This is a genomic window from Candidatus Zixiibacteriota bacterium, from assembly GCA_029860345.1.
In the GTDB taxonomy this organism is placed as follows: domain Bacteria; phylum Zixibacteria; class MSB-5A5; order GN15; family FEB-12; genus JAJRTA01.
The window spans coordinates 102,683-115,346 of record JAOUBJ010000004.1 but is presented as its reverse complement, the minus strand read 5'-3'; the positions used below and the strand labels follow the sequence as shown (position 1 = coordinate 115,346).

Annotated in this window: 11 protein-coding genes, 1 tRNA gene and 1 other RNA gene; 8 read left to right on the top strand and 5 right to left on the bottom strand. The window is 53.6% G+C overall.

Annotated features, from left to right (window positions below; genetic code table 11):
- The first annotated feature begins 58 nt into the window (after positions 1-58).
- From OEV49_05670 to OEV49_05660, 3 genes are all read left to right on the top strand, one after another.
- Positions 59-640, top strand: a complete 582-nt coding sequence (locus OEV49_05670) for a sigma-70 family RNA polymerase sigma factor (protein MDH3890551.1) — start codon at positions 59-61, stop codon at positions 638-640.
- A complete protein-coding gene (locus OEV49_05665) occupies positions 640-1,437 on the top strand; it encodes a zf-HC2 domain-containing protein (protein MDH3890550.1) in 798 nt (265 codons plus the stop codon). Before OEV49_05670 ends, OEV49_05665 begins: the two co-directional genes overlap by 1 nt.
- A 273-nt stretch (positions 1,438-1,710) precedes the next feature.
- On the top strand, positions 1,711-2,679 hold the full coding sequence (locus OEV49_05660; GenBank protein MDH3890549.1) for a hypothetical protein: 969 nt from the start codon (positions 1,711-1,713) through the stop codon (positions 2,677-2,679).
- A 427-nt stretch (positions 2,680-3,106) separates the two neighbouring features.
- Here the strand turns inward: OEV49_05660 and OEV49_05655 are convergent, their stop codons facing one another.
- The gene (locus OEV49_05655; GenBank protein MDH3890548.1) at positions 3,107-4,279 is read right to left on the bottom strand and encodes a beta-lactamase family protein; all 1,173 of its coding nucleotides are present in this window, start codon (positions 4,277-4,279) and stop codon (positions 3,107-3,109) included.
- 184 nt (positions 4,280-4,463) lie between these two features.
- Here OEV49_05655 and OEV49_05650 point away from each other — a divergent pair, with 184 nt between their 5' ends.
- Both OEV49_05650 and OEV49_05645 read left to right on the top strand, forming a co-directional pair.
- Complete coding sequence (locus OEV49_05650; GenBank protein ID MDH3890547.1) at positions 4,464-5,249, top strand: sulfite exporter TauE/SafE family protein; 786 nt, start codon at positions 4,464-4,466, stop codon at positions 5,247-5,249.
- 248 nt (positions 5,250-5,497) lie between these two features.
- A complete protein-coding gene (locus OEV49_05645; protein ID MDH3890546.1) occupies positions 5,498-6,211 on the top strand; it encodes a hypothetical protein in 714 nt (237 codons plus the stop codon).
- A 56-nt stretch (positions 6,212-6,267) separates the two neighbouring features.
- On the opposite strand, the gene ffs is transcribed toward OEV49_05645, so the two are convergent.
- The 3 genes from ffs to OEV49_05630 form a co-directional block, all read right to left on the bottom strand.
- An RNA gene (gene ffs / locus OEV49_05640) (signal recognition particle sRNA large type) lies at positions 6,268-6,533 on the bottom strand.
- Between the two features lie 595 nt (positions 6,534-7,128).
- Positions 7,129-7,201: transfer RNA gene (locus OEV49_05635), tRNA-Ala, on the bottom strand.
- 440 nt (positions 7,202-7,641) lie between these two features.
- Complete coding sequence (locus OEV49_05630; protein MDH3890545.1) at positions 7,642-10,152, bottom strand: hypothetical protein; 2,511 nt, start codon at positions 10,150-10,152, stop codon at positions 7,642-7,644.
- 180 nt (positions 10,153-10,332) lie between these two features.
- On the opposite strand from OEV49_05630, the gene OEV49_05625 reads away from it, so the two are divergent.
- From OEV49_05625 to OEV49_05615, 3 genes are read left to right on the top strand one after another with little or no spacing between them, the layout of a single operon-like run.
- Positions 10,333-10,809: a nucleoside deaminase gene (locus OEV49_05625; GenBank protein MDH3890544.1), complete on the top strand. Its 477-nt coding sequence runs from the start codon at positions 10,333-10,335 to the stop codon at positions 10,807-10,809.
- Positions 10,810-10,856: 47 nt separating this feature from the next.
- The gene (locus OEV49_05620) at positions 10,857-11,276 is read left to right on the top strand and encodes a hypothetical protein (protein ID MDH3890543.1); all 420 of its coding nucleotides are present in this window, start codon (positions 10,857-10,859) and stop codon (positions 11,274-11,276) included.
- The gene (locus OEV49_05615) at positions 11,273-11,788 is read left to right on the top strand and encodes a hypothetical protein (GenBank protein MDH3890542.1); all 516 of its coding nucleotides are present in this window, start codon (positions 11,273-11,275) and stop codon (positions 11,786-11,788) included. The genes OEV49_05620 and OEV49_05615 overlap by 4 nt, the downstream gene beginning before the upstream one ends.
- Before the next feature lie 498 nt (positions 11,789-12,286).
- Here OEV49_05615 and OEV49_05610 read toward each other — a convergent pair whose 3' ends face one another.
- A complete protein-coding gene (locus OEV49_05610; protein ID MDH3890541.1) occupies positions 12,287-12,598 on the bottom strand; it encodes a hypothetical protein in 312 nt (103 codons plus the stop codon).
- Between the last annotated feature and the right edge of the window lie 66 nt (positions 12,599-12,664).

Here is a 12,664-nt window from a genome sequence, read left to right as displayed (position 1 = left end):
AGATGATTAGAAAAACCGATAGCATCGCCGGTTCTTGCTGTGTTCAAGGGGGGGACTGATGGCCGACCGGAAGAAGGATGCTGCCAAAAGAAAGGAGTTTGAGGCCGAGGCGGTGCCTCACATGGATGCTCTGTATCGTACGGCTTTGCGACTGGCAAAGAATCAAAGCGATGCCGAGGATCTTGTACAGGAAGCATTTGCCAAGGCGTACCGGTTCTGGGATAAATTCGAGACGGGCTCCAATTGTCGAGCCTGGTTGTTCAAGATCATGACCAATATCTTTATCAACCAGTATCGCTCCAAGTCCCGCTCTCCAATGGCGGCCAATATTGACGATATAGATGAAAACTACCTTTATGGGCAGTTGGCCGGATTCGAACAGAGTGATAATCCCGAACAGGCTCTATTCTCAAAGATATTTGACGACGATGTTAAGAAAGCAATTGAAAACCTTCCCGATGACTTCAGAATGGTCGCTGTCCTATCGTTCCTTGAGGGCTTTTCCTATCAGGAGATTGCTGCTATCGCCGACCTCCAACTCGGCACGGTTAAAAGCAGGCTCCATCGAGGACGAAAGATACTGCAAAAGCAACTTTTTGACTATGCTGTGAAGAATGGGTACATCAAGGAAAAAGCATAATGAATTGCCAGGAAGCTCTGGACCTTCTTTATGACATAATCGACAAAGAGGCTAACGAAATTGATGCCGCCGAAGTCCAGCGGCATGTCAATAGCTGTCGTGATTGTTTAAAGATCTACCGCCTGGAAACAAGCGTTCATGATTTGATCGCCGAACGCCTGAAAAACAACGGTGCCGAGGGAAACATCGAAGGCCTCAAAGCCAAAGTCATAATGCAACTTGACGCCATCGACAAAGAGAGTGTACCCGGTGCGCCACCGCGCTCTTACAGTTTGATTGCCAAAACGATGGTTGCCGTGGCTTCAGTTGTAATCGTTATCGGCGCCGTGTCGCTGGCTTCTGATTACTATCGGCACGTGAATCTGTATGTACCGTTTGAGGCCTCACATTATCAGGTTCTGGAGCCGGACTTTCAGCCCGGTATTGTGCCTGATGGCAGCTACCTCGGCCTTGACTTTTCCAGCCTGGGTAAGGAGTTGGGCTTTCAGTTGATCTCCAACTTCACCGAGGATTTTGATGGTGTTCAGATGGCTCACTTTGTCTTTCATAATGGTGAGCAATCGGTCTCGGTGTTCGCCGCCCCCAGTAGCGAGTTTACTATTCCGGACGATCTGTCCGATGCCGCGGTAACACGCGATGGTACCGTGTTCTTCGATCACACTTGCCACGACTGCCGTCTGCTTTTTCATCAAGTTGGCAATGCTGTGATAATAGCCGCTTCCGAGCGGGAGGGTCTCGATCTTTTCGATTTCACGCCGGTCGAGGAAATGGTTCTTACTAAGTTATTGTTGCCCTGACCGCCGACCAAAACTAACCTGACCGGGATGAGTTTCTTCCCGGTTTTTTTGTGCCCGACACCGTGGCTTCGGGGTCTGATTCGGGGCTGGTGTGGGGCGACCTGGTCGGACGTCTCAGGCACTGTCACCGCAAGCGACCAAAGCCGGCGCAGCAATCTCTTCCGAAAACCACTCTTGGACTCGGCTCAGGGTGAGGTCAGGCCAACCGTTAATCGTAGCCGTGCTATCTCGTATTCTCTTTCAATACTGTTGTTCCTTGTGTCGGTGCCCTCGGTGAGTGCGGCCGATAGCTATCTCGACAACCACAAGAAGAGTCTGGCCGTTCAAGTGCAGCATGCAATCTACAACGACAATTTCATGGCGGCTGATTCTATGGGTCGGCAAATGCTCGATCTATACCCCGGCGATCCGCTGGGTCCGTTCTGTCTTGCAGCAACCTTGCTGGGGAGAATGTTTGATCAGGAACAGGCCGAACCGCGCGATTCGTTGTTTGCCTGGTTGGATATGACTGACCAACTGGCCGCACAGATTATGGATACCTGCAACACCAACAGCGCTGCGTGGATGAGCTTTTTTCGCGGACATGTCCGCTCCTACCGTGCCATGTGGGAGTCCAAATTCGGGTCCAAGTTTCGGGCCTTGCGTTTGGGCTTTGATGCCCGTTCCCAGTACGAACAAGGTTGGAAGCTCGACAGCGGTTGTTATGATCTGTGCTTGGGCCTCGGTCTGTATCATTACTGGAAGTCAGCCAAAGGGGGATTGCTGAGACGACTGCGAATTCTGAAAGACGAGACGGAGCGCGGCATAGACGAACTGCGTCTGGCAGCCGATTCATCATCGATCTCGTGTGAGGCTGCTCGCAATTCGCTTATATGGATATGGCTGGACAGCAATCAGTACGATTCTGCGCTGGTCCTCACCGAGCAAATGACCCGACAGTTTCCTAAAGGCAAGTTGTTCCTGTGGCCGTTGGCTGAAACTCATTTTCGGATGAAGCGATACGGCCGGGCGGTCGAAGTCTACACAGATATACGCGGCAGACTCGAACGAGACGTTGGGAACTACTACAACCTGATCGAGTGCGACCATCAACTCTACCTCTGCTTTGATGAATTGGGCATGCAAGAAAAAGCGCGCAAGGTCGCCCTCCGTTTTGGTGAGTACCGCGAACAAATTCCGAAAGAGACGAATCGTCGTCAGCGTCATAAACTGAAACTTCTCAGCCGGGCATCGAGGCCATAAATGGCTTTTGCGCTTCGCGGCGATAAATCGCTCTTTCGTGCAAGTCCACGCTCAGGTACCACGTGGCGAAGCCACAAAAACACGGCTTGACCGTGTCACACTGAGCGGAGTCGAAGGGTGAACCCGCCCCAAACAAGGTTTGAGGCGGCCACCCGACGCCCTACGGTTCTGTCATTCTGGCGAAGGCCAGAATCCAGGCTATGCTCACCTGCCTGGATTTCTGCTTTTGTAGGAATGACTCTTGCCGAGCTACGCGCGTAGTAGCAATTTATCGCCTGGTTGCCGGATCAAGGTCCGGCAGGACAATATCTGTGAGATTGCCGCGGCGCGTAAGACGCACCTCGCAATGACGGTCCGGGCGGGCAGCGCAAGAGAGCCATTTATGGCTGACATATCACCGCGCAGCGCAAGAAACAGGCTTGCCTGTTTATCGGTCGATTACCGATTCCATAACTTTGGTGAGAAAGGTCGTAGTACTCCAGTCATTCCGTCCGGTGGTCGGATCGTTGCCGACACGCACGATGACCATTCTCTCTTCGGGTATGACAATGATCTGTTGCGTGTAAATCCCCCAGGCGATGAAAGTGCTGTCGGGTACGATTGAATTCTGATGCTCGGACAAGACCGGTTTGAGCCACCAATGATATCCGTAGTGACTCAAATCGTTCGAGATCGGTTGCACCGACTCATTGACCCATTGGGCCGAGACAATCTGCACTTTGTCCCAGCGCCCTTTGTTGAGATAAAGATACCCGAACTTGGCAAACTCACGCACTGTTGCCCGGACACCCGAGCCGGTGTGGGTTTGTCCGGTGGCATCGTGGTCCCAGCCGATCTCCTCGATCCCCAAAGGTTCAAGCAAATTTGGCCGGGCGTATTCGTACACAGTCTGGTCGGTAGCGCCCTGGACCACTCCGGACAGAAGTTGAGAGTTGCCCGTCGAATAATACCACACTTCACCCGGCGTATCTTTCATCGGCTTGTCCAGCACATACTGATTCATGTCCGACCGGCGATGCATGATGAAAGCATCGTTTTGGGATGGGTCCGAGTAGTAGTCGTCCTCGTTCCATTCGATCCCCGACATCATGGTTAAGAGATGCCGAATGGTAATCTGCTGTTTGCGCGGATCAGTGTTCGGCAGTTGCCACTGCGGGTAGTATTGAAAAACCTTTTCATCGATCCCGGTGATGAATCCATTGTCAATGGCCATCCCGACCACGGCCGAGGTAAAACTCTTGGCTACCGAGTAGCTGTAGTGACGGTCGTCAATGCTGAAATCTCTGAAGTATCCTTCACCTACTATGTAACCCTCCTTAACAATCACCAGTCCCTCGGTATTGAACTCAGGGTCTGCGGCGTAGGCATGAACCAGAAGTAGCGCCGCAGAATTCATGCCGACTTCCTCCGGACGACACTCACGCCATCCGTCGGTCGGCCAGTACTCACCCAGATACTCCCCCTCACCGAGAAACTCGTGCCTGAGAGTGCCCGGACCAGGCTGCTGCGAACTGTCGCGACAGGCGAGACAGATCAGCACTGCCGACGTTAACCACGGAGCGATTCGTCGAATCAAACGGCGTCGTCTTGTTTTCGTCAAAAACTCCATACACTTTTATGGACGTAACCGGATGCTCTCAGGTCTAAACATTTTTGCATAAGATATCCAGATCACCGGCCACTCAAATGTCGCTACTCAAATGTCAGCCAGTCCAACCTTGACCGAGAGCCGGATGAAGCTAATTTGTATACAGACTTGAGATTCAAACGGATAAGGAACCTGCTTGTCACTTGATGAACTGTTGTTGGTCACGGCCGGAGGGATCGTGGTTGGTTTTCTGGGTGGATACTCAGGTATCGGCGCCGCACCCGTTCTGGTGTTTGTGTATGGATACTTTTTGGGTTACACACAGCACATGGCGCAGGGGACGGTGGCAGCAATTATGTTGGGACCGTTGAGTCTGCCCGCCGTGATCGTAATGTGGGACCGGGTGCGGTGCAACTTAGTGTTCATCACGATTGGCCTTCTCACATACGCCATCTTCTCGTATCCGGGCGCACTGTTGGCGTATGGCTTGTCGCATGAGACTCTACGGTTGGCTTTCGCTGCCTTCTTGCTGATCCTGGGGGTGAGATCGGTGGCCATGGAACTGGTGAACGGTTTGTCAACAGCGGGTGTGGGCACGCCGGACGGACGTATTCGGTTGAACAGGTTTTCGATGACGCTGCTTGGAATCGTGGTCGGTGTGGCCGGCGGGTTCTTTGGTATTGGCGCCGGTGTTTTGATGGTGCCGGTGATGATCTGGTTGTTCGGAGTGAACAAAGACGACGCCCGCGCTATCTCGCTGGGTATTTTGCTTCCGCCGTTGAGTGTTGGGTCGGTGATCAAGTATCAGGCGCACGGCGACATTGTCTGGCCGGCTATGTTGGTGGGACTGCTTGCATACATGGCCAGCAATTACTTCGGCGCTCGACTGGGACGCAAACATTCCACGCGTCGGTTCAACATCGTGCTGGGCGTACTATTGTTACTCATGGGGCTTGTCTACGGTAAGGATTTGTTGTTTTAGTTAGTAGGGTGGGTCCGTCTTCGCCTGCACGCCACGGCGTGGACCCGCCGATTCTGTTCTGTGGGCGGCAGATGTCCACATCTGCCGTTTGTGCTCATACCTCGACTCCGCACGGCATGACATACGGTCAAGCCGTGTTTCTTGCGCTTCGCGCGTTGCAGGCTTGCTTGACAATACGGAGAGGAGCGGCTATTTTCACGACCAATAGCGAAGGCATAACGTGACAAGGGACCTGCGAGGACTATTGCATGAGTGACGACAAGCCAGCCATTGGAATGTTGAGGAAGCACAGGAATGGGTTCATTGAGGTCATCAATTCCGGACCATTAGATCTGGGCAGGTTCGAAACGGAGGAACGCAAGATAGGCCCCAGACACTGCTTCATTCTTGGATACAAGGCGACACCCTTTGAATTCGCAATCGCAAGAATGGGACATAGCTTCGACTCTTATCAGTGGAATTACACTCGCTTCGTTCCGGACTTCCGTGAGGGTGCTTGGAATCCGACAAATGGCGGATCAATTGACACGGCATATTCAGTATTCAAGAAGTGGATGATAGACCATGTAAAGCGATATATTGATGAACTTCAGGAACCTGACCTCTGGGCACAAATCCAATCACAGACACCTGTCGTTTCCGATGAACCCGTTGGAAGTGACGACCGCGAGCCTTTCACGCAACCAGAGCAAGTACAACTGCGAATGGCCATTAAGGAGTTCAGGCAACTCGTTATCGATAGGTTCGAGACTACAGATGAGCATATTTCGCTGGTCGATGATCGGCTTGATTATCTAGCTGAGCAGGTTGGACTGCTCAACCGTATCAACTGGCGGAGCCTTGCTTTTTCAACTCTCGTATCGATAACTATTGCGCTGAGTCTTAACAACGAACAAGGCAAGGAGTTGTTCGAACTGTTTAAGCAGGTCTTCTCAAATATCGTGCTGTTGTTGCAGCAATAGCCGCAGAGAATCCGCCCACAACAAAACCCCCTGAATCAAATCAGGGGGTCTGGTTTTTGTGCACCCACCTCCGAATCGCTAACCAAAAGATCCTCCGCCCAGTTAGCTCAGATCGGGTGACCCTGCAACACACAACAGTAACTACTTACGGCTGCTACCTTCCGGTCCTGACCGGGTTCATAGGCTCTTGTTGTACAGGACCCGACCATCAACACCACTTAAGCATCGAATACAATCGGTCGCATAACCCTCGGGTGGGAATTCAATCCCGGTATAGCGGGTTCCGGGTTACAGGGCACCGCTAACTCCCCATCTAGCACACACTGATAAATCAGTTCTTGCGCCTTCGGCGCGGCGATAAATCGCTTTCTCGCGCTTCGCGGCCATAAATGGCTTTTTTCGCGGCGCGCGCCTGCGAGTTTTCGCAGATACTAGATAACCCAATTGCCTTTTGCGCTCAACTGTTCGTCGAGTCGATCACTCAAGAGGTGCGAAGCGCAAAAAGCAAGCTTGTCTTGCTGTCAAAGAGCCAAAAAATGACGGCCGCAAAAGCCGCCAGAATCGAAAACCAGTTGGTCAGGACCCTAGTGGTCCCGACGATTCCCACAGTCCCGCTGGAGACGGGATAGGTCACTCGACACCGATGTCGAAACCGCAGGGGTATCGACCTACGAAGAGTGGATTCCCGCCTGCGCGGGAATGACAGACAATAGGGTGGCCCGGACCATGGGGCTTGTTGATAAACCCCTGGATCGCGGGGTGGTGTTGGGCGACCCCGCCCGACACCTGCCGTCAAACCCACCGGCTGTCAGGCGAGTCGCCTGACAGCACCGACACCGCAACGCGCGGCATCTGGCGACACAAAACAGACAATAAGGTGGCCCGGACCTTGGTCCGGGTCTCAGTCTTATTTCAAATGGAGCAGATGGGGATCGAACCCACGACCTCCACGTTGCGAACGTGGCGCTCTCCCAACTGAGCTACTGCCCCAAGACATAAATGTCTTTCGTCCCGGTCCGAGCAGGCTTCTACCCACACCCGGAGCGGACTAACGATAATATAATATGATCGGACGGCCAAGCGAATTCTCGCAGGCGAGCCTGTCTTTGAACGCCGCGTACTCGGTCCAGGCACCCAATTCGTAATCGCAAGTCACGCGCTGGGCGTAGCTCGGAAATTTCATTCGAGCCCGCCCCCCGACAAAGCCCGTGATGATGAGTATGGAGCGCGCCTTCGCGGTTCTCCACCTATGGGAGTGTTGAAAAAGTGCCTTTTGCCCGTTGCGGTGGGTCCTGTCCGCCGCGGCGGACGCCGGCGAATCCGTGTGACCCGCCGCCCATGTCTGACAAGCAGTTGCGTGTCGGGTCACAACCACGCCTTTGGCGCGTTCAGGACCCGACACAACGTAATCAGGGTTTGTCAACAAGCCCCTATGGGCAGGGTGGTGGTGTCGGACCGCCCCTGAAAGCATAATCGATCAAGTACACCAGGTCCGAGATATCAAGCAGCGGATTGCCGTCACCATTTACATCACCCTCGACGTGGCAGACCGGTGGCGGACCTTCGATAAACAAGTAACTAACCAGGTATATTATATCGCTGATGTCGATCGGCGGCGAGTCAACATGGTTGATATCCCCGCGCAACAGGCAGCAAGTCGAAGGTGCGTTCAGATTCTCTTTCATGTTCGTGATCGAAGCCAGCCGGTCCTCTCCCTGTCCGACTGCGAGCTTTATCAGGAAGTACTGACTATCGTTGGCTGGGAAATCAAACGGTCCTGTGCTCCCCAGCATCCTGCGATCAGACGGATAGTGATCCAAATCACCTGTTCCCGTGACTGGATCACCGGGGACCATGTACCGAGTGCCGTTGGGCAGAGGGTCGCCGAATCTGTCCAGTCCCTGCAAATAGTTATAGGCTTCCGGGGGATTGTTGGGGTCGGTGCCGCCAAACAAATTGATGAACGATGTCAGCCCCAGGTTGTGATAGTCCGGCCACCAGGTATCTCCGAAAACAGCTGTCGATCCGGCCGCCGGAACTAATGGCCCGGCAAGTATTTTGAAGCCGACAGCCGGTGGTTTATCCAGGTAATAACCGGCGTCGTCGTTGTCGTTGTTGTAGCAGAAGAACAGATTACTTAGAGTGTCGCAACCAACCAAATCGTCGCCGGCGTCGCCCAGGTCCGGGTCCGACCAAATCGACAGATAGCAGTCTTCGATGTCGTTGCCGCCTTTGTTGTACAGCTTGTATTCCATGTAGATCGACAATCCCTCGCCACCGCAAGTCAGGGTGTCAGGTGCGGCGGCCACCAAAGAGAAAGTGTCCATCGGCGTGTTGCTGTACTCATGCCGAGGGATGATCAGGAATTCATCCTCATCATTCCAGCCTTCGTCCATGCGACGTGCCCAGGTAGCCCAGTACATGATCGGCATGGAATCCTCAATTGCATCCCCTTGAAATGCAGGGTTGGCTGTTTCGCTGTAGTCATCAAGATAGACCCACAGCCATTCGCGCGGACCGTCACCGGCTGTATTGTCCGCATCGTCAAAGTACGGCGGCCAATATTCGCCGTCCACCATTCCGAATTCGGCGTTGTTTTCGAGATAACCCAAAGTCAAGCGCTGAGGTGGGTCAACATCGACATTCCAAGCCGAAATCGGCATACTCTTGACAAAATCCTGGAATGTGTAGCCGCCGTTGGCGGTGTTAATGATGTACGGAGCGAATTCGGGTTGGGCCGGTGGAGAAGAGAAGCCGCGTCCATACCGATAGGCGAAAGACAGATCGGGGTGCGACGGGTCGACGTTACCCTCGGCGTCGGTCGGAGCCAGTTTCAAAAGCACTGTCGGAAGATCATAGTATGGGACCGGATCGTTGAGACCGAAGCCATGGGTATCACCGGGACCGCCCCAACCCAGGGCTCCATTTAATCCCTCCCAACCAAGATTCCCGGCTCCACCAGCCCAGGTGAATCGACGAATACCGTTAGGGATTACCCACCCGCCTACGCCGAGCGGACCACCATTGACGGCTATGCTCATGCCGACCGGCGTCGGCACCGATGTGCCATTTTGGTCGGTTTGATTGTGAAGAATCACCGCACCCGACACAGCATCGATAAGACTCCAGGTTGACCCAAGAGTGTCGTCCGGCTCGAATACCACCAGGAGACTATCTCCGGTCAGTGCTCCATAGTCAGTTATAGCCACATCCACACTGCCCGGCGAACTCCCGGCAGTATGGACAGCCGACCATCGGTCCTTTGTCGGTGTGACAATCTCCCCCGGTTCATCGACCGCCCAACAGGTCATCTGGACCTCCAGGCCAAGGGGGACCGTCTGTCCGGCATCGTGGGTGTGTTGGGACGGATCGGCGTCATTGAACACCGCCCACAACATCTGATCACCTTTCATGAGAGGACTGCCCGCACTATCCACCGGAGCACCCTGATCGACGGGCCAGTTCAGAAAGTCGTCATTAGGGTTGTCCCCAAGACTGTCGCGGTACAGCTTGTACACCCTGAAGGCCGGATCATCCGGCTGAAAGGTACCTCCGGCCATTGGTCCGGGGACGTACTCGTCAATGTATTCGCTGATGGCAACTCGTGTTTGTCCATTGACCTTGCCGCCGACCCAAAGCCCCGCGGCGTAAATCAGGAAGTCATTGCGCAACCCGCTATGGATATCCTGGATAGTCGAGTAAGGATAGAATGTGCCTGCATAAAGATCGAAGACGCCGGCCAGGTCACGGCCGAAGTTGCCGTGGTTGGTAACAAACATCAAGACCTTATTGGCGTCGATATACGTGTCATCGTCAATGGTTCGGCTGTCTCTCAGTGCACTCTGTAGAATGGGATCGGACTTCTCTGGTGGCTTTGATGCAACCGTTCCGACCATACAGATCAATCCCATGAGCACGAGGAGTTTTGATTGTGTTTTCACGTTGACCTACTCTGTCGACTGGTTTGACCGTTGCGACTTTGTCTATAAACTACCGAATTATCTACATCTGTCAAGGCCAGGTTGGCTATTGTCGACTAAAACGTCTGTGCATCCGCCTGTGGTACGCGGCCCGAGCAAAAAAGAATTGTCGGCCTGACCACCGCCGTCTATATTGCCTGCATGGATCAACTCAGGCAACAGCAGTTCATGGAAATGGCCTTGCATGAAGCATCACTTGCTTTCGAGGCCGGTGAGATTCCGGTAGGCGCCCTGGTTGTCTTCGAAGATCGTGTTATCGGACGCGGCCACAACCGAACTCGACAGCTTCATGATGCGTCCGCCCACGCCGAGATGATCGCTCTGTCGGCTGCTTATAATCACTTCGGCGACTGGCGGCTGGAGAACTGTGTCCTGATCTCAACTTTGGAACCGTGTCCGATGTGCGCCGGGGCGGCGATGTTGTCACGAATAAAAACGATCATCTACGGCGCAGCCGATCCGAAGTTCGGCGCCTGCGGTTCAATAATCGACATCCCTGCCGAAGACCAATTCAACCATCGCATGGAAGTCGTTGCAGGGGTCAGAGAGGATGAAGTTTCGGCTCTAATGAAATCGTTCTTCAAGAAACTGCGCGACGATAAGGAGAGGGTCAATTGATGGATGTGGGTAAACTTCTTGGCAATAGGTGGTGGTTAATACCTCTAATGTCGGTAAACATCCTCGGCCTGGCGCCGTGCATGTATCTATGGATCGCATTCTTTCAAAGCGAATCCGCCGCCGCCCGCTTTCCAGACGGTGGCCACAACGACATTATGTTCTACATCTTGCTCATAATCGCTGTAATACTGCCTTTCTATATAACGTTGTTTGAACGCCTTCTGATTTCTGCCTATCGTAAAGGCAAAACCAAGGATATGTCCCGAGACCACCTGGCATACACCATGCTCATCACCAGGCTGGCTGTAATTCACGTGACTTTCATACTGGGGTTCGTCAATTTCCTGGTTGAAGGTGGTCTGTGGCGGCTGCTGGCGTTCTACCCGATCGGCGCGGCATGGTCGATTATCTATTGGCCGTCACGAATAAAGTTCACACGGCTCCTTCAACGCCTGGAGGCTCCATGAGTTTGTTTTCCGATGACTTCGGTGTCGATCTGCACCGCATACTGGCCAAGTCTCTGTACTTCGCACTGGTGGTCAACGTTCTCCTGCCGGCCGTCGGGCTGTATCTATGCCACTACCTGGCCACCAACCACTTCCCCCCGAACCGCATCGGCGACTCGGCCAATCCACTCTTCTATGTCTTCGCCGTGCTGACAGTGGCTCAAGGTGGATTGGCCTGGTGGTACCGTCGCAAACTGCTCGACCGACCGATGATCAAAAGCATGGACACGATTCAGGAAGACTTGAGGATGGGTCTATTGCGTGCTTCTCGTCCGATATCGCTGCTGGTGGCGGCGATATCACTGTATGGCTACATCTATTTTGCCCTGACCGGACGGTTTCGCGCGACACTTATTCTGGTCGTGTTTTCATTTGTTGCCTATCAAGTTGTTCGCCCTCGCTTGGGATCACTTGGGAAACTGGTCAAACGCCAGAAGCAGATGGCCGAGTTGGGCGAACCCAAACAGGACTAGACAAATCTGTCATTCCCGCGTAGGCGGGAATCTATCTTCGGAGTCTCCGTCATACTGGCGCAGGCCAGTATCCAGTCTTGGAATACAGAACTGGATTCCGGCCTTCGCCGGAATGACAGAAGGGGAGCGGTCTTCAAAAGTAGGTCGACACCCCTGCGGTTTCGACATCACGCCCTTGGCGTGATACTTTATTGGTGCCCCACCCAGAGCGGCAGCGTCGGGAGGGACCTAAGTTTTCACAGAGGGACCCACCTGTCGCAAGGCTTTAGGTGGGGTACCGAAGCGATAAATCGCCCTGTTGCGCTTCGCGCGTTTGTAACCTCACCCTGAGCGGAGTCGAAGGGTGAATTACTGCAGGTTTGGCCCATGCTTCGACTGCGCTCAGCATGACATAAGTTTGACTCCGAGTATCCTCACCGCCGGAACTTGCGACGTAGCGCCAACAGAAACAACGGCACGAGGATGACATGCGCGAAGCACAAGAACCCCTTTATGGAACTAATCCTTGAACAAGTCGTCGAAGCCTTTCTTGCGGTCGTCTTTCATGTCCTGGCCCTGATGGATACCACCGGGACGTTTCACCGCATCGCGCATCTGGAAAAAATCACAGAAATTGTTCTTCTCTTTGTTGACCACGTTCGTCTCGACCGACTCCATACATTGAAACCGTCGCCCCGGTGCATAGTGCCGACATCCATGACAACATCGCAAATCGGCCAGACAATTTTCGCACGAATCGGAACGCATCACCCGCCCGGTGATCCCGGTAGCGCGGCCGCAGTTCCAGCACAGTAATCCTTCGTCTGCCATATCATTCTCCCGCAGTTTTGTTGCAGCAATATAACACTCAGATAGCGGTCCGCAACCGGTTGGTTG

Excerpts from the sequence above, each read along its gene's own strand:
- OEV49_05670 (MDH3890551.1), top strand. The coding sequence starts at position 59 with ATGGCCGACCGGAAGAAGGATGCTGCCAAAAGAAAGGAGTTTGAGGCC.
- OEV49_05665 (MDH3890550.1), top strand. The coding sequence starts at position 640 with ATGAATTGCCAGGAAGCTCTGGACCTTCTTTATGACATAATCGACAAA.
- OEV49_05645 (MDH3890546.1), top strand. The coding sequence starts at position 5,498 with ATGAGTGACGACAAGCCAGCCATTGGAATGTTGAGGAAGCACAGGAAT.
- OEV49_05625 (MDH3890544.1), top strand. The coding sequence starts at position 10,333 with ATGGATCAACTCAGGCAACAGCAGTTCATGGAAATGGCCTTGCATGAA.
- OEV49_05620 (MDH3890543.1), top strand. The coding sequence starts at position 10,857 with ATGTCGGTAAACATCCTCGGCCTGGCGCCGTGCATGTATCTATGGATC.
- OEV49_05615 (MDH3890542.1), top strand. The coding sequence starts at position 11,273 with ATGAGTTTGTTTTCCGATGACTTCGGTGTCGATCTGCACCGCATACTG.
- OEV49_05610 (MDH3890541.1), bottom strand. The coding sequence starts at position 12,598 with ATGGCAGACGAAGGATTACTGTGCTGGAACTGCGGCCGCGCTACCGGG.